The sequence below is a fragment of the Paenibacillus sp. PAMC 26794 genome (genome assembly GCF_000316035.1).
Taxonomy (GTDB): Bacteria; Bacillota; Bacilli; order Paenibacillales; family Paenibacillaceae; genus Paenibacillus.
Map to the genome: position 1 here is coordinate 22,574 of NZ_ANHX01000009.1, position 16,179 is coordinate 38,752.

General features: G+C 46.7%; 17 protein-coding genes. All 17 read left to right on the forward strand.

Annotated elements, in window-relative coordinates; genetic code table 11:
- The first annotated feature begins 56 nt into the window (after nucleotides 1-56).
- The 17 genes from D829_RS0104715 (at nucleotide 57) to trpE (ending at nucleotide 16,148) form a co-directional block, all read left to right on the forward strand.
- Nucleotides 57-1,154, forward strand: coding sequence for a sugar ABC transporter substrate-binding protein (locus tag D829_RS0104715; RefSeq protein ID WP_017687693.1), 1,098 nt, complete (start codon nucleotides 57-59; stop codon nucleotides 1,152-1,154).
- Between the two features lie 112 nt (nucleotides 1,155-1,266).
- A complete protein-coding gene (locus D829_RS0104720; protein ID WP_017687694.1) occupies nucleotides 1,267-2,784 on the forward strand; it encodes a sugar ABC transporter ATP-binding protein in 1,518 nt (505 codons plus the stop codon).
- Complete coding sequence (locus D829_RS0104725; RefSeq protein ID WP_017687695.1) at nucleotides 2,781-3,767, forward strand: ABC transporter permease; 987 nt, start codon at nucleotides 2,781-2,783, stop codon at nucleotides 3,765-3,767. Before D829_RS0104720 ends, D829_RS0104725 begins: the two co-directional genes overlap by 4 nt.
- A 217-nt stretch (nucleotides 3,768-3,984) precedes the next feature.
- Nucleotides 3,985-4,257 (forward strand): HU family DNA-binding protein, encoded by a 273-nt coding sequence (locus D829_RS0104730; protein ID WP_026080999.1) that lies wholly within the window; start codon nucleotides 3,985-3,987, stop codon nucleotides 4,255-4,257.
- A gap of 169 nt (nucleotides 4,258-4,426) precedes the next feature.
- Complete coding sequence (mtrB, locus tag D829_RS0104735) at nucleotides 4,427-4,648, forward strand: trp RNA-binding attenuation protein MtrB (protein WP_017687697.1); 222 nt, start codon at nucleotides 4,427-4,429, stop codon at nucleotides 4,646-4,648.
- 121 nt (nucleotides 4,649-4,769) lie between these two features.
- Nucleotides 4,770-5,321, forward strand: coding sequence for a hypothetical protein (locus tag D829_RS0104740; RefSeq protein ID WP_017687698.1), 552 nt, complete (start codon nucleotides 4,770-4,772; stop codon nucleotides 5,319-5,321).
- Between the two features lie 101 nt (nucleotides 5,322-5,422).
- Nucleotides 5,423-6,286 (forward strand): heptaprenyl diphosphate synthase component 1, encoded by an 864-nt coding sequence (locus D829_RS0104745; RefSeq protein ID WP_017687699.1) that lies wholly within the window; start codon nucleotides 5,423-5,425, stop codon nucleotides 6,284-6,286.
- A gap of 15 nt (nucleotides 6,287-6,301) precedes the next feature.
- Entirely contained in the window at nucleotides 6,302-7,030 is a 729-nt protein-coding gene (locus D829_RS0104750; RefSeq protein ID WP_017687700.1) for a demethylmenaquinone methyltransferase, read from the forward strand.
- Nucleotides 7,023-7,889 (forward strand): UbiA-like polyprenyltransferase, encoded by an 867-nt coding sequence (locus D829_RS0104755; RefSeq protein ID WP_017687701.1) that lies wholly within the window; start codon nucleotides 7,023-7,025, stop codon nucleotides 7,887-7,889. The genes D829_RS0104750 and D829_RS0104755 overlap by 8 nt, the downstream gene beginning before the upstream one ends.
- Nucleotides 7,890-8,510, forward strand: a complete 621-nt coding sequence (locus tag D829_RS0104760) for a flavin prenyltransferase UbiX (RefSeq protein ID WP_017687702.1) — start codon at nucleotides 7,890-7,892, stop codon at nucleotides 8,508-8,510.
- Nucleotides 8,511-8,853: 343 nt separating this feature from the next.
- Entirely contained in the window at nucleotides 8,854-9,828 is a 975-nt protein-coding gene (locus D829_RS0104765) for a polyprenyl synthetase family protein (RefSeq protein WP_017687703.1), read from the forward strand.
- Nucleotides 9,829-9,981: 153 nt separating this feature from the next.
- Nucleotides 9,982-10,425 carry a nucleoside-diphosphate kinase gene (ndk, locus tag D829_RS0104770; protein WP_017687704.1) on the forward strand — a complete coding sequence of 148 codons (444 nt, stop codon included), beginning with the start codon at nucleotides 9,982-9,984 and terminating at the stop codon, nucleotides 10,423-10,425.
- Nucleotides 10,426-10,450: 25 nt separating this feature from the next.
- The gene (locus tag D829_RS0104775) at nucleotides 10,451-11,245 is read left to right on the forward strand and encodes a protein-glutamate O-methyltransferase CheR (protein ID WP_017687705.1); all 795 of its coding nucleotides are present in this window, start codon (nucleotides 10,451-10,453) and stop codon (nucleotides 11,243-11,245) included.
- Between the two features lie 178 nt (nucleotides 11,246-11,423).
- Nucleotides 11,424-12,593, forward strand: a complete 1,170-nt coding sequence (aroC, locus tag D829_RS0104785; protein WP_017687707.1) for a chorismate synthase — start codon at nucleotides 11,424-11,426, stop codon at nucleotides 12,591-12,593.
- 1 nt (nucleotide 12,594) lies between these two features.
- The gene (aroB, locus tag D829_RS0104790; RefSeq protein WP_017687708.1) at nucleotides 12,595-13,689 is read left to right on the forward strand and encodes a 3-dehydroquinate synthase; all 1,095 of its coding nucleotides are present in this window, start codon (nucleotides 12,595-12,597) and stop codon (nucleotides 13,687-13,689) included.
- Nucleotides 13,690-13,694: 5 nt separating this feature from the next.
- A complete protein-coding gene (aroH, locus tag D829_RS0104795; protein ID WP_026081000.1) occupies nucleotides 13,695-14,072 on the forward strand; it encodes a chorismate mutase in 378 nt (125 codons plus the stop codon).
- Nucleotides 14,073-14,579: 507 nt separating this feature from the next.
- Nucleotides 14,580-16,148 carry an anthranilate synthase component I gene (gene trpE, locus D829_RS0104800; protein WP_017687710.1) on the forward strand — a complete coding sequence of 523 codons (1,569 nt, stop codon included), beginning with the start codon at nucleotides 14,580-14,582 and terminating at the stop codon, nucleotides 16,146-16,148.
- The last annotated feature ends 31 nt before the right edge of the window (nucleotides 16,149-16,179 follow it).

Below are 16,179 nucleotides of genomic sequence, written 5' to 3' on the forward strand. Positions count from 1 at the left end.
ATTAATATTCAACTATTGTGATCGAGATCACAGAGAGTGGACAGGGGGATACAGAGATGAAACGAAAAGAGACTAAATGGGTATGGTTGAGTGTGTTATTAGTATTTACATTGGCGCTGTCCGCTTGCGGAATCAAAAAAGAACCGGCAGCCAATCCGGCTTCGGGTGCATCGGATGATACACCAAAAACGGAAGCAGTTACAGGCCCTCTAAGCGGCAAGCGGATCGCACTTATTATGGAGTTTAATACAGGTACTTTCTCGCAGCAATATGTACAAGGTGTAAAAGAAGAAATCGAAAAATTCGGTGGAGAACTGACAACGTTTGTTGCCGATAATGACAAAGCAAAGATGGTATCCTTGCTTGATAGCGCTATTAACCAGAAGTTCGATGCCATTCTCACGGATCACGGTGATTCCCTATTAGAGCCAGGCGTGAAGAAGGCAGTAGAACAGGATATTCCAGTGGTCGTGTTTGACGCAGCTATCAGTGTTCCAGGAGCTACAGTCCTGTCGCAGGATGACCAGAAGATGGCTGAACTGACACTGGAGCAAATGAAAAAAGATATCAATGGACAAGGCAATATTGTCAAAGTATGGGTAGCTGGTTTCGCACCGATGGAACGCCGTCAGATTGCATACGGTGAATTCATGAAAGCAAATCCGGACATCAAGGAAATAGCTACATTCGGTTCTGCTCAGAACCCGGCGCTGGATACACAAGCCAAAATGGAAGCTATTCTCAAGCAGTATCCAAAAGGTGAGATTACAGCTGTATGGACTGCATGGGATGAGTTCGCCAAAGGTGCAGCGCGCGCGATTCAACAAGCTGGACGTGATGAGATCAAAGTGTATGGTATTGATATGAGTGACGAGGACCTGCAAATGATTCAGGACCCGAAAAATCCTTGGGTTGCTTCTGCGGCTGTGGACCCAACGGATATTGGTCGCGTCCAAGTGCGTTATGCTTATCAAAAACTGAACGGGGACGAGACGGAAGATGCAGTTGTCCTTAACCCGGTCTATGTTCAACGTGAAGCTTTGCCAGATAAACAAATCTCCACTTCGGAGCTGTCAGAGTTCGTTGAAGGTTGGGGTGGTAGCACACAAGGAATCAAGGACTGGATGAGTGAATACGGAATTACTGCTAAATAAGCAGCGTATGGGAAGCGCGCCGCAAGGCGCGCTTTTTCTACCATAATGAAGATGAGCGAGTCTGGATGAGAAATGGTATACTCCCGTATGGGAACGATTGGAGGTTAACATCATGAGCACTGCACCGATACTGCTTCAAATGGAACATATCCACAAGCAGTTTTCAGGTATTCCTGCACTGAAGGATGTGGATTTCTCTGTAAAAGGTGGGGAGATTCATGCGCTGCTGGGTGCCAATGGTGCCGGTAAAAGCACGTTAATGAAAATTTTGTCTGGTGCCTATCCATTGGATCAGGGGACGATTCAATTGAGTGGACAAGCGCTTCATTTAAGTTCTCCTGGAGACGCAAAGGCAAGTGGGATTCATTGTGTCTATCAGGAAGTGGATGCGGCACTGGTGCCACAGCTGACGGCTGCGGAGAACATCATGTTGGATCAGCTGGCTTCATCTGCCGGGGGTTGGTGGAAAAGTCCACGGAAGCTGCAACAACGCGCGGTTGAGGCATTGAAGCAATTAGGGGCGGACATATCCGTTCACCAAAAAGTGGCCGATCTGACACTTGCAGAAAAACAGATGATTTTGCTGGCACGGATTTTGATTCAGGATGCCAAAGTCATCATTTTTGATGAACCGACTGCACCGCTGAGCCAGGAAGAGACGGATGCATTTTTCCGGATTGTTCATCTCCTGAAGGAGCGGGGTGTTGCCTGCATTTTCATTACCCATCGCCTTGCTGAAGTGACAGGTCACTGTGATCGCGTTACGGTCATGAGAGATGGGCAACATGTATTTACTGGTGAAGCAAAAGGACTGACAATTAACGACTTGGTCACACAGATGCTGGGCAAGCCGTTTGAAGAAGAGTTTCCGAAGACGGAAGCGCCCGTGGGGGAACTGCTTTTGGAGGCACGTGGGCTTCGTCGTGGAGTGAAGGTTAAAGGTGTTAACCTCTCTGTACGACGAGGTGAAGTCCTCGCTGTGGTGGGGCTGGTAGGCGCGGGTAAAACGGAAAGCTCTCGTTTGCTGATTGGTGCAGATCGGCTGGAGGGAGGCGAGATCCGGCTTAACAACCGTAATCTCCGCCTGTCTCAGCCTGCGGATGCGGCGGCTCTGGGGATTGTTTCTGTACCGGAGGAGCGACGTAAACAAGGAATCCTGATTCAGGAGAACGTGGAACGGAATTTAAGTCTACATTTGCTAAGTCGTCTTAGTACATTAGGTTTCGTAAGCCGTAAGCGGGAACGTCTAAACGCAGAGTCATTGGTGAAACAGCTTGGAATTAAAACATCGTCCGTGAAACAGGAAGTGAAATATCTAAGCGGTGGTAATCAGCAGAAGGTAGCCATTGGTAAATGGCTTAATGCGGATGCAGATGTATTTATATTTGATGAGCCAACCAAAGGCGTAGATATTGGGGCAAAAAGTGACATTTTCCGCATCATTAATGAACTGGCTTTGGCGGGCAAGGGTGTAATCTATTTCACCTGTGAACTGGATGAAGGCATGGGAATTGGTGACCGAATCGCTGTCATGTGCGAAGGTGTTATCGTAAAAGAGTTCAAACGAGGCGAGACTAACCAAGAACAGCTGCTATACTATGCAAGCGGTGGACAAGAGGTGCAATCATGAAGGATAAATCACTGGATTTTGCGTTCCGTTACGGGGCGATTATTGTCATCATAGGTGTTATCGCATTTTTCGGCATTAAATTGCCTTATTTCTTTACGTACAGTAACTTGACCGATATTTTGGGCTCGATCTCTATCGTTACTTTTGTAGCGATCGGTGTTACGTTATCTCTCATTGTTGATGGATTTGATCTCTCGGTTGGGGCGACTGTCTCATTAACTACCGTCGTTACTGCTTCGTTAATGATTTGGTATCAACAACCACTGGCGATCGTCATTATCGTGCCACTGATTATCGGGGCTGTTATTGGTTTATTGAACGCTTTGCTGATCGTAAAATTGCGTATTCCGGATTTGCTCGCAACCCTTGCCACGATGTACATCATCGGAGGTATTCACAAAACGTATGCACAGGGATATACCATTTACAATCACATGCAGTTCCCTGATGGGAGCAAAGCTGCGGGAGAGATGGACCCGACATTCCTGCTTATAGGGCAGGGGAAATGGCTTGGTATGCCGATATCGGTTATCATGCTACTTATTGCGGTAATAGGTGTGCATATCTTTTTGACGTATACGAAATATGGGCGCCAGATGTACATTACAGGTGGTAATGAGGAAGCTGCACGGTTGTCTGGAATCAAGGTGAAAAAGGTGCGTACACTCGCCTATGTAGCCGCTGGAGTGTTTGCAGCAATCGGGGGTATCATCTATGCCTCCAAAGTAGGATCTGGGCAAATTGATGCGGGATCACCGTTGTTAATGGAATCCGTAGCTGCAGTATTTGTCGGTTTCTCTGTGTTTGGTGCGGGTAAACCCAATGTCATCGGAACCTTCATTGGTTCGGTTCTGATTGGTGTACTTGTGAACGGTTTAACGATGATGAACGTACAGTATTTCACACATGATATTGTAAAAGGTGGGGTTCTCGTGCTTGCCCTGGCGGTTACATTTTACGTCTTAAACCGCAACCGGACTTGAAATTGTGGGCTGTCTGTATTAGTATGAAATTTGTTCGGCGTCTGAAATGCCCGTGGTTTCAGACGACATTCTGCCGAAAATGACTGTTGACCGCAGGCGGAGATTTGTGTTCAGCGCTCAAGATGTACGTAGATTTTTTGCGTATGAACGTATATTTCGCTATAAAACGGAAACACAGTATAACATTCAGGACATTGATACAGGAGGTGAAAAACAAATGAACAAATCAGACTTGATTACACACGTATCTGAAGCGACTGAATTGTCCAAGAAAGATGTAACGAAAGCGGTTGATGCCGTATTCGAAGCCATCGCTGAGGCTCTTCAAAGCGGAGATAAAGTACAATTGGTTGGTTTTGGGAACTTCGAAGTTCGCGAGCGCTCTGCACGTAAAGGACGCAACCCGCAAACAGGTGAAGAAATCGAAATTCCTGCGAGCAAAATTCCTGCATTCAAACCAGGTAAAGCGCTCAAAGACGGAATTAAATAAGATTTCTACATATTCCATATGTCGACAAAAAGACCGTGACTTGTTCACGGCCTTTTCTTTTGCCCTTTAACGATGATTCTTGCTGTTCATTCGTATAAGGCGCAGGTTGACAAATGAAACAATCTTAATCATCATTAACGCTATCGAACTAAAGAAGGGGACATGCGTGATGGATCATCCAACCGGCAATGATTATATTGTAATTAAGGCAGAGGAAAATGGTGTCCAGGTGATCGGATTAACCCGAGGTCAGGATACACGTTTTCACCACACCGAAAAATTGGACAAAGGTGAAGTGATGTTTGCCCAATTTACCACCCATACTTCAGCTATTAAAATCCGGGGCAAAGCCACGCTGATTACTAAGCATGGACAGATTGAATCGGAGTAATGGACAGATTGAATACATTCAAATGAAGATTGCAGGCATAGCCTGCTTTTTTTCATTGTACAATGAGGTATGAGCCTTTACCGGACAGACTACACTAACAGGTAAAGGCAGGGAGGCGTATATGAAACCGCGGATGATTGTTACTGCTTCAATGCTGGCAACGGTTGCGGCGGTCTTTCTGCTTGTTGCGATACAAACCTTACATATGCGTACATGGGGCGGGGACAACGTACAGCCTGCCTCTGCATCACATCATCCAGTTCAGCTAACGAATGACAATCTGGTTGATGTGCTAAGCTCCATGCAACTATCAACGCCCATTGCAAGAGTGGAATGGAAACAGTCCATTTTGAGACTGGACCTCAAAGTTAAAGGAACGGGTACAAGTTACACTGAAATCTATGAGAACATGGCAGCTGTGGCGGATCTGGGCTTTCGGAGTCTGGATAACGTGGATCAGGTGCTGCTGCGCGTGATGGCAGAAGATGAATGGATGCATAAACGACATCTGTTACTTGCTGCTGATATTCGGCGTGGAGAGTGGCCTCTGTATGCGATTGAAACATTGCGGAACTGGAAAAGTGCGGCCTTTTCAGATGAATTGAAGGACTGGTTTCATTTGATGGAGACCGAACTCTGGAAGAAGCAATTCGAAATGACAAGTCAGGGGTAATAGAATAGCAGGATTCAGTGCGTGCCCGTTCAACATATGCTATAATATATAAGATTGTAGTGCAGAAATGGTTTAACAATGTTAAGGCTCGGAGGCTGAGAATGAATTCATATCGCGTACCCCAACTAGCAAAGAAATATACGGATTACGACATGATTCGACAACATACGGAAATCCCATCATTTCCGGATAGCCGGGCACGTCTGTTGCAGGTATTTGTGGGCCGCACAGACGAAAAGGTGCATCAAGAGTTATATGCTCTTGCAACTTCGCTCGTTCAGTTGGCCATGGATACGCATGATCGAATCGATACCATTTCCGGTGAGCGGAAAGAGCAGGAGATGCGTTCGCGTCAGTTGAATGTACTCGCCGGGGATTATTTAAGTAGCCGTTTTTATCAATTGCTTGCCCAAGCGGGCAGAATTGAAATGATTGGCAAACTCAGTGGTGCTGTATCCGGAGTGAACGCACGCAAGATGACGCTGTATGAACGGATGAAGAAGCTTCTCGTTTCGGCTGACGAATACTTGCGTGAAACGGTACAGCTGAGGATGCAGCTGTTTCTTTCATTTACAGGCATGATTCAACATAACGAAGAGTCATTATGGAACAGCCTGTTGACCGAATTCAGCTCCTGCGAAACGATCGTGGAAGAACTGAAGCGGATGAATGACGCAAAACAATATCTTCACAGCTATGCATATTGGCACATATACGAGCATGGTAATGACGATGAGCGCAGTGTGTTGCGTCAGTCTGAACCGGATGCGCGTGCATGGAACACTATGGTGCTGAAGCATAGGGTTGGCGAGGTTTTGCTGGACAAGCTTCGCGAGTGTACACACCGCATTCAACTGTTGTTGCAAGACGAGGAAGGGCGAATGGGCTTGCATGAGATACATGCAATTCTAGAGCCTTACTTGGCATATTTGCAGCCTTCACATGCGGCAGTAAGGGAAGATTGAGGGGGAGACAGACGAATGGGGAGCGGAGAGACCAAACCGAAAGAAGAATATGTCCATTCGGTTTTTCAGAGTATAGCCGGAAAATATGATGTCATGAATGATATCCTAAGTTTCCGCAGGCATAAGGCTTGGCGTAAATTCACCATGAAAAAGATGAATATGTCCAAAGGTGATACCGGTCTTGATTTGTGCTGCGGCACATGTGACTGGACGCTTGCTATGGCAGAGGCAAGTGAAACGGGGCACATGCACGGACTTGATTTCAGTAGCAACATGCTGGAGGTCGGCCAGACAAAGATCAATGCGGTGCAACGTCAAAAGCAGATTACCCTGACACAGGGAAATGCCATGTCACTTCCTTATGAAGACAATTCGTTTGATTATGTGACGATCGGGTTCGGGCTGCGTAATGTACCTGATCTCAGACAAGTGTTGTCTGAGATGAAACGTGTAGTCAAACCCGGTGGTATGGTTGTGTGTCTGGAATTGTCCAAGCCAACATGGCAGCCGTTCAAAGGCATTTATTATTTTTATTTTGAGAAGGTTTTACCGAATCTTGCCAAAGTGTTTGCTAAAAGTTTTGAGCAGTACAAATGGCTGCCGGACTCACTGGCCATTTTCCCGGGAAGGCAGGAACTGGCAGACATTTTTGCAGAAACTGGATTACAGCAAGTGCAGGCCTACCCTCTGACCGGAGGTATCGCGGCACTGCATATTGGAACCAAGGAGAATCAGCATGTTTAGGAAAATTCGCATCTTTTTAGAAATGATCAAGATTGAACACACGCTTTTTGCTTTACCTTTTGCATTTATGGGGGCGATCCTCGGCTCCATGGTAGTGAATGATACCTTCCCAAGCTGGATGCAGATCATGTGGGTATTGCTTGCGATGGTCGGCGCACGTAGTGCGGCTTTTGGTTTGAACCGAATTATTGACCAAGCGATTGATAGCAAAAACCCGCGTACCGCGATGAGAGCCATCCCGGCAGGACTGTTGAAAAATGGGGAAGTTGTTATATTTGTCATTATCTCATTTATATTGTTATTCTGGGCCTCATCCAATCTTAATGTATTATCGATGCAGCTGTTACCTATTGCTGTGTTTATGTTGGTACTGTATTCGTACACCAAACGATTCACATGGTTATGTCACATTGTTCTCGGAATGACGATTGGTTTGGCACCACTTGGTGGCTGGGTAGCTGTAACAGGAACGATGGATTGGACAGCGATTGTGCTGTACGTTACGATTGTGTTCTGGACCGCAGGCTTTGATATTATCTATGCATGTCAGGATCTGGAATTCGATGAGGGAGAGGGTCTTCACTCCATACCTTCCCGTTTTGGCCTCGTTAAATCATTGCAGATCGCCAAGTTTTTCCATGTGATTACTGCAGTTGGTTTTCTTGCGTTATTGTTGATGACAGATCTGAGCTGGTGGTATGGCGCAGGCATGTTGGTGACGTATGGAATTCTGTTCTATCAACACTATATTGTGTCGCCTAATGATATGAGCCGTGTCCAAACGGCATTCTTTACCATGAACAGTTTGCTTAGTTTAATTGTATTTACGTTCACTCTGATTGATCTGGCGGTGAAATAAATGGTACAGCAGCCGGACAATAAACGACTGGTTGTCGGAATTACCGGAGCGAGTGGCAGTATATATGGCATCCGATTAATTGAAACGCTGCTTGATTTGGAATATAACGTTCATCTGGTCATATCCAATGCAGGGTGGCGTGTACTGAAAGAAGAATTGGACTGGGATGTGACGAATCGGGACGCGGTGCTGGAAGAAAAATTCGGCAACCGTGCCGGTTCTCTGATCTATCATCCTGTGAGTGATATAGGGGCCTCCATTGCAAGTGGTTCTTATCTGGCCGACGGCATGATTATCATGCCATGTTCGATGGGAACTCTTTCGTCCATCGCGCAGGGATCGTCGGATAATCTGATGTCTCGCGCAGCCGATGTTATGATGAAAGAGGGAAGAACATTGATCCTCGTACCACGTGAGACGCCTCTTCATGCAATCCATCTGGAGAACATGCTGAAGCTTTCTCGTCTTGGTGTACGAATGATACCGGCTATGCCTGCTTTTTATTACAAACCTCAGACTATGGATGAGTTGATTCTGTTTTTGGTGGGGAAAGTGCTGGATAGCTTGCGCATCCCACATCAACTGTTTACAAGATGGGGAGAACCGGATGAACGGGGATAACGACTGAGTTCGATACAAGGCTGTTTTTTGCCAAAGTGTTGCTCGGTTTATTTGTCCCCCGAATCCCGGGGTATTGGTGAGCACTGATGGTGAGTCTTCATGAACCACAGTCTTGACCCATGCTCCGGCAACTTCTGTATTTTGTTTCAGAACAAGTCGCAGAGTTTAATTTTCGGGTGTCGGCTATGACATTCGGAGAAGAAAAACACGTTAGATTACCTTATAGCAAAACACAAGCAAGAACGGTAAGCCGGGTTTTTCGTAATGCCTGCAGGCCCGACTTGCTGGAGGGGAAGGTAAGCATGAATTTATGGACTGACAATACGCTGATACGGGTGAACGAATGAAACTATTGGATATTTTCGGGTTGTTAAAAAAGGACATGGATTACATTGAGAAAGAGTTGTATCGCAGTGTTCGAGGAGAACAGAAGCTGCTGAGTGAAACGTCACTTCATTTGCTCAAAGCAGGAGGAAAACGGTTGCGGCCCGTTTTTGTGTTACTTGGTGGGAAATTTGGTACATACGACATTGAACGTCTGAAGTTGGTTGCGGTTCCGCTGGAACTCATTCATTCGGCATCCCTCGTTCACGATGATGTCATTGATAATGCGGAGACACGCCGAGGCAAACCCACGGTGAAGTCAAAATGGGATAATCGGATTGCCATGTACACAGGAGACTATATCTACGGTAAGGCACTTGAAATGACTGCCGGATTATCCGATCCAGCTATTCATCGTATCCTTGCCAAAGCTATGGTACAGATGTCCATTGGTGAGATGGAGCAAATTCGCGACTTTTTCAATACGGGACAAAGTGTTCGTAACTATCTGCTGCGGATTCGCCGCAAAACAGCACTTCTGATTGCGGTTAGCTGTCAGTTAGGGGCATTGGCTACACGTGCGCCTGAGCATGTATCTTCCCTGCTGTATACGTACGGATACAATGTGGGGATGGCTTTCCAGATTCAAGATGATGTACTTGATCTGGTAGGTACTGAGAAACAACTTGGCAAGCCACCTGGCAGTGACATGAAGCAAGGGAATATCACTCTTCCTGTACTTTATGCCTTGGAAGAATCTGATCTGCGGGAACCTTTGCTTAAGGAGATTTCCCGTGTCCAGCATGAAGAAGGACGGGCAAGTGCATCGGATGCAATTGGAATGATTCGACAAAGTCAAGGAATTGCTAAAGCAGAAGCCCTTGCTGACCGATATATGAAGAAAGCGCTCGATGCTCTCGATCAGCTACCTAACATCAAGACGACCAAAAACCTGCGTGATATCGCTCATTTTGTGGTTAAACGTACGCATTAAACTTTGTATGACCTTCAAATCTCGATTGCTCATACCCAAAGATGAACAGAACTGTGAGATTCCTCATTGGGAGGATTTGGACATGTATGTTACAATCAGAGGGATTGCGTTTACATAGTGATTAACTTTGAACCGTGAGTGAGGAGTGAGCTGATGGATCGTACATTTTTGATGGTGAAGCCGGATGGTGTGCAGCGTGGATTGATCGGTCGAATTATTAGCCGTCTGGAAGACAAAGGATTTAAGTTGGTGGCAGGCAAATTGGTGCAGATGTCTGAGGATCAGGCAAAACGCCATTATGCTGAACATGAGGGCAAACCGTTTTTCGATGATTTGGTTCGTTTTATCACATCTGGGCCCGTATTTGCCATGGTGTGGGAAGGCGACGATATTGTGGCACTTGCGCGCATCGTCATCGGAAAAACCAATGTGAAGGAAGCAGCTCCGGGTACCATTCGCGGAGACTTCGCCAGCCATACACCACATAATCTGATTCATGGGGCAGATTCACCGGAAAGTGCTTCCCGTGAAGCAGCAAATTTCTTTGCTTCAGATGAACTGGTGGTATACGACAAGAGCATCGCAGCCTGGTTGTAATTATTAGCCAAAAGGGTGATACACGATGCTGGAGCAAGAACAACTACTAGACCCGGATTACACCGGATTCATTCGTAAAATCAAAGAGAGCACAGGCATTGATCTTGCTCAATACAAGGAAGGCCAGATGAAAAGAAGGCTGACCACACTTCGCAACAAAAACGGGTTTCATACATTTTCTAACTTTTTTGAAGCTATGCAGAAAGATAAATCATTGTTCTACGAATTCCTTGATCGTATGACGATTAACGTGTCGGAATTCTGGCGTAATCCCAATCGTTGGGAAGTGCTGCGGGACGAGATTCTGCCTGAGCTGCTAGGATCCAAGCGTCGTGCTAAGGTTTGGAGTGCAGCCTGTTCAACAGGTGAAGAACCTTATACACTCGCCATGATTCTGGACACGATGGGCATTTTGAAGGAGAGCTCCATTACGGCAAGTGATCTGGATGAAGGTGCATTGGCCAAAGCCAAGGAAGGGCGTTATATGGAACGCTCACTTAAGGATGTGCCAAGGGAAACGGCGAACCGTTACTTCAAGCAGGATGGCTTGGTATACCGTATTGATGAGCAACTCAAAAATTCGATCAAGTTCATGAAACAAAATTTGCTGTTGGACCGTTTTGACGATGGGTACGATCTGATTGTGTGCCGAAATGTCATGATCTATTTTACTGAGGAAGCCAAAAACCTGTTGTATCACAAATTTGCAGCAAGTTTGCGTCCAGGCGGTATTTTGTTTGTGGGCAGTACGGAGCAGATCTTCTCCCCGGGACAATATGGTTTGGAGACAGCAGAGACATTCTTCTATCGGAAAAAATAATGATAATGGTTGTTGAGCCGTCTGAAGCACATGTACATGTGTTCAGGCGGTTATTTGTATACCAAGTACAAGAAAGAGCCGACTTTCTTGTCAAAGCTGGTCAGCTATACTATAATAAGCAAAGAAATTATGGGATTTTAGCAATGTGAAGTTTAACAGTTTAAAGGGGGAACGTATTATGAGTTTACGCTATTTAACCGCAGGGGAGACGCACGGACCCCAATTGACCGCTATTATTGAAGGATTGCCAAGTAATTTGACGATTGACTTTGAAGAACTGAATTTCCAGCTTCACCGCCGCCAAAAGGGATATGGCCGTGGACGCCGGATGCAGATCGAGAAGGATCAGGCGAATTTTGTTGGTGGTATCCGTCACGGATATACAACAGGTGCTCCGGTAGCGCTGGTTGTTCAAAATAACGACTGGAAACATTGGCAGAATATTATGAATATTGAGCCGATCGAAGGCAGTGACGAAGAGAAACGTCGCGTTCATCGTCCACGTCCCGGACACGCTGATCTGAACGGTGGACTCAAGTATAATCTCAAAGACTTGCGTAACGTACTGGAGCGCTCCAGTGCACGTGAGACAACGGTACGTGTGGCATGTGGTGCCATTGCACGTCAATTCCTGGCTGAATTCGGAATCAAGGTAGCTGGACGTGTACTTCGTATTGGAGAGATCGAAGCTCCTTATCAGGACCTTCCGATTGATGAACTGATCGCAGTGACAGAAGCTTCCTCTGTGCGTGTTACGGATGCTGAGACAGAGAAGAAGATGGAAGCCTACATCGACCAGATTAAACAAGAAGGCGATTCCATCGGAGGAATAGTGGAATGTATCGTTGAAGGTGTACCTATTGGTCTTGGTAGTTATGTTCAATACGATCGCAAGCTGGATGCACGAATCGCTCAAGGCGTAATGTCCATTAATGCATTCAAAGGTGTAGAGATTGGTATCGGATTCGAAGCCGGAGTCATTCGGGGATCACAGGTGCATGATGAAATCATGCATACGGACGAGCGCGGCTACCACCGGGCAACCAACCGTCTGGGTGGATTCGAAGGTGGTATGACGAACGGTATGCCAGTAGTTGTACGTGGTGTGATGAAGCCGATCCCAACGTTGTATAAGCCACTGCAAAGTGTTGATATTGATACAAAAGAAGCATTTACGGCTCAGGTTGAGCGCTCGGATGCTTGTGCTGTACCAGCAGCGAGTGTCGTTATGGAGCATGTTGTAGCGTGGGAAATTGCCAAAGCATTCCTGGAGAAATTCGGCGGGGATTCCATGGAAGAAATCCGTGCTAATGTTGCTAGTTATAACGCCCAACTGGAGAATTACTAATATGCGTCAGCTGACGGTACAGTTGGAGGAACGCTCATATCCGATTCTGATTGGCAGCGGTCTATTGGCACAAGCCCCTCAATATTTTGAGCAATATGGGTTGACCAAAAAAAGTCCGCTACTCATCATTACAGATGAAAATGTGGCTCCCAAATACTTGTCAGGTTTGGAGCAAACGCTACGTACGGCTGGTTATACAGTCGTATCGGCGGTTGTGCCCTCTGGTGAAACATCGAAATCCCTTTCGGTGTACCAGGATATGATGACCGTTGCGATCGAAGGCAGACTGGATCGGAGTTCTGCGATTCTGGCCTTAGGTGGTGGTGTCGTAGGTGATCTGGCTGGCTTTGTTGCCGCTACATATATGCGTGGAATCAAGTTTGTTCAAGTACCTACAACGATTTTGGCGCATGACAGCAGTGTAGGCGGCAAGGTGGCTGTCAATCATCCGCTGGCCAAAAATATGATCGGTGCATTCCACCAGCCCGAGCTAGTGCTCTATGATGTGGACACACTTCAATCCTTGCCGCCGCGAGATGTTTCGGCAGGGTTGTCAGAGATGTTGAAGCATGGACTAATCCGTGATGAGACTTTTGCACATTGGTGTGAGGAACATGCGGAAGAACTGCTTGCGCTTAATCCGGAAGCATTGGGATACGGCTTGGAGCGAGGGTGTGGCATTAAGGCAGAGATTGTATCCAGAGACGAACGGGAAAATGGAGAACGTGCGTTGTTGAACCTGGGACATACGATTGGTCATGCCATTGAAGCGATTGCCGGTTATGGAGAATTCCTGCACGGAGAAGCGATCTCGATCGGTATGGCTGGATCAGCATTGCTTGGAGAGAAGCTTGGTGCGCCAGCGGGGCTCTATGAAGATACGGTCCGCATGTTGCGTTCACTTCGCCTTCCAACAACGATGCCTGCACATCTCGACACGGATGCATTAATGGAAGCGATGATGCATGACAAAAAGTTCCGTGAAGGTCATATGGTGTTTATCATTCCTGATCGGATTGGGGCTGCCAGAATTGTGAAGGACGTACCTGTGTCGGCAGTTCGGGACGTCATTGAAATGCTCAGGAAGGGAGAATGACAGCAATGGTCACACGGGGAATTCGCGGGGCTACAACAGTCGCGCAGAACAACGAAGAACAGATTTTGAAGGAAACGGCTGTATTGTTGCAGGAGATCGTGGATCGCAATGAGATCCAACCGGAAGATATCTGCAGTGTGTGGATTACGTTAACTGGGGATCTGGATGCTGCTTTCCCGGCAAAAGCTATTCGTCAACTGGATGGTTGGGAACTCGTACCACTAATGTGTGCACTGGAGGTTCCTGTTAAAGGTGCCTTGGCGCAGTGCATTCGTTTCATGGTGCATGTCAATACAAACAAAGCTCAGAATGAAATCAACCATGTGTATCTGAACGGTGCACAGGCATTACGTCCGGATTTGGCAGCACCTTCCGGCTCTTAAGTAGTGGGTTGTCAAACCGATCATAATGATGTATAGTGAGAACCAGTTGAGTAGAGTTGAGATTGAGCTGAGAGCAGCTGAGCTAGTGGAGTATATAGCAGAGTCCAGTGGGTGGTAACCGGGGCAACAGAAACCGGTCAACTGATTCACGGTACGTCGTGCTACGGAATAGGTAACAGGAACAGGGAAAACAAACGTGTCATAGGACATCTTTTGTTTTGATATATTTTGGTACAAACACAATCAATGCACTCTCCTATATTTTACGAAATATTGGAATGAGTAGTTGAAGTGTTATAACTGATATATTTTCCCGATTTGGATGATGTGAGATGCATCAATTCAGCGACCTGTGAATAATCCGACAGCGAAGTATAGGGACTTGTTATTTATGAAGCATCACCCTGTTAAATACAGCTTATAACCAAACCTCTACCTGATGGTAGAGGTTTTTTCTTCGTATAATGTAACCTTTTCTTCTACCTAAATCTGAAAGGACGTGATCTGATGATAACGCCAAACGTTAATCAAGTACTGAAAATGTCGAATGAGTATAATCTGATTCCGGTAGTCAAACGGATTCTGGCAGATATGGAGACTCCGATTCGTATATTCCGCCGTTATGCTGACAACGACCGGGCATTCCTGTTGGAAAGTGTAGAGGGGGGTATCCAATGGGCGAGATACTCGTTCATCGGTACAGATCCGTTCCTGATGATTTCGGCCAAGAAGGGTCGGATCGTTGTAGAAGAAGCAGGGAAGACCCGTGAATTGCCAGGCAAACCGATTGAAGAACTGAAAGCACTGCTGCGTAAGTACCGCAGCCCAAAAGATGATGAACTGCCACCATTCACAGGTGGGGCAATTGGTTTCTTCGGATATGATCTGCTGTCCTATTATGAGAAGCTTCCAGCACACGCGCTGGATGACCTGAATATGGATGACATTCGCTTTATGTTCTGTGACCAGATTATCGTGTTTGACCATGTGAAGCAGCAGATGCTGCTCGTCGGTAATGTACACGTCAAGGACGGTGCAACGGATGACGAGATACGTCAAGCGTATGCAGTGACTTCGGAGAAGCTGGAGCAGGCCGCAGAACGTTTGCAGCAGCAAGGACCAGGGGAGAACCTGAATCCGCGTTCTATTCCGGGAGACGTGGAACTGGGGAATATTCGCTCCAACCTCACGAAGGAGCAATTTATCGGTAATGTGGAGCAAGCCAAAGATTACATTCGCGCAGGTGATATTTTTCAAGTGGTATTGTCCCAGCGTTTCCACATTGATACGGAAGTTTCTCCGCTGCACGTGTATCGTGTGCTCCGGACCCTGAATCCATCACCTTATATGTACTACCTCAAAATGGATGATGAGATTATCGTGGGTACTTCGCCTGAAGCGCTGGTCAAGGTGGACGGGAATCGTGTGGAGACACGACCGATTGCAGGTACACGTCCAAGGGGGGCAACAGAAGCGGAAGATCGTGCACTCGCTGCTGATCTGCTCCAGGATGAGAAGGAACGCGCGGAGCATCTGATGCTGGTTGATCTGGGTCGTAACGATCTGGGCCGGGTATCCAGTTTCGGCAGTGTGAAGTGTGACATGTTCATGGAGATTGAACGGTATTCTCACGTTATGCACATGGTATCCAACGTTACGGGCGAGCTTAGAGAAGACAAGGATTTCTTCGATGCGTTTCTCTCATGCTTGCCAGCGGGTACCGTATCCGGAGCACCGAAACTGCGTGCAATGGAGATTATCGCGGAACTGGAGAAAGAGGCACGTGGTGCTTATGCCGGAGCAATCGGATACCTGGGTTTCTCAGGTAACATGGACTCCTGTATTACGATTCGTACGATTATTTTCAAAAAAGGAAAAGCATATGTACAGGCCGGAGCGGGTATCGTATGGGATTCTGTGCCTGAGAATGAATATGAGGAAACAGTTAACAAAGCTAAAGCATTGCTCAAGGCGATTCGAACAGCAGAAGCAATGTTTCCTGCCAAAGAAAAGGACAGCACGTTGAGACTGGCGAATGCAGACTACTTTGTCACACCAGCGTCCGCTAAGAACTGAGAGAGGAGAGACCGGAGATGAACATAAACCC

What these genes read in the sequence shown, in the direction of transcription:
- D829_RS0104755 (WP_017687701.1), top strand. Translation starts at nt 7,023, where the DNA reads ATGTTTAGGAAAATTCGCATCTTTTTAGAAATGATCAAGATTGAACAC.
- trpE (WP_017687710.1), top strand. Translation starts at nt 14,580, where the DNA reads ATGATAACGCCAAACGTTAATCAAGTACTGAAAATGTCGAATGAGTAT.
- D829_RS0104715 (WP_017687693.1), top strand. Translation starts at nt 57, where the DNA reads ATGAAACGAAAAGAGACTAAATGGGTATGGTTGAGTGTGTTATTAGTA.
- aroH (WP_026081000.1), top strand. Translation starts at nt 13,695, where the DNA reads ATGGTCACACGGGGAATTCGCGGGGCTACAACAGTCGCGCAGAACAAC.
- D829_RS0104775 (WP_017687705.1), top strand. Translation starts at nt 10,451, where the DNA reads ATGCTGGAGCAAGAACAACTACTAGACCCGGATTACACCGGATTCATT.
- D829_RS0104740 (WP_017687698.1), top strand. Translation starts at nt 4,770, where the DNA reads ATGAAACCGCGGATGATTGTTACTGCTTCAATGCTGGCAACGGTTGCG.
- D829_RS0104750 (WP_017687700.1), top strand. Translation starts at nt 6,302, where the DNA reads ATGGGGAGCGGAGAGACCAAACCGAAAGAAGAATATGTCCATTCGGTT.
- ndk (WP_017687704.1), top strand. Translation starts at nt 9,982, where the DNA reads ATGGATCGTACATTTTTGATGGTGAAGCCGGATGGTGTGCAGCGTGGA.
- mtrB (WP_017687697.1), top strand. Translation starts at nt 4,427, where the DNA reads ATGGATCATCCAACCGGCAATGATTATATTGTAATTAAGGCAGAGGAA.
- D829_RS0104720 (WP_017687694.1), top strand. Translation starts at nt 1,267, where the DNA reads ATGAGCACTGCACCGATACTGCTTCAAATGGAACATATCCACAAGCAG.
- aroC (WP_017687707.1), top strand. Translation starts at nt 11,424, where the DNA reads ATGAGTTTACGCTATTTAACCGCAGGGGAGACGCACGGACCCCAATTG.
- D829_RS0104745 (WP_017687699.1), top strand. Translation starts at nt 5,423, where the DNA reads ATGAATTCATATCGCGTACCCCAACTAGCAAAGAAATATACGGATTAC.
- D829_RS0104730 (WP_026080999.1), top strand. Translation starts at nt 3,985, where the DNA reads ATGAACAAATCAGACTTGATTACACACGTATCTGAAGCGACTGAATTG.
- aroB (WP_017687708.1), top strand. Translation starts at nt 12,595, where the DNA reads ATGCGTCAGCTGACGGTACAGTTGGAGGAACGCTCATATCCGATTCTG.
- D829_RS0104760 (WP_017687702.1), top strand. Translation starts at nt 7,890, where the DNA reads ATGGTACAGCAGCCGGACAATAAACGACTGGTTGTCGGAATTACCGGA.
- D829_RS0104765 (WP_017687703.1), top strand. Translation starts at nt 8,854, where the DNA reads ATGAAACTATTGGATATTTTCGGGTTGTTAAAAAAGGACATGGATTAC.
- D829_RS0104725 (WP_017687695.1), top strand. Translation starts at nt 2,781, where the DNA reads ATGAAGGATAAATCACTGGATTTTGCGTTCCGTTACGGGGCGATTATT.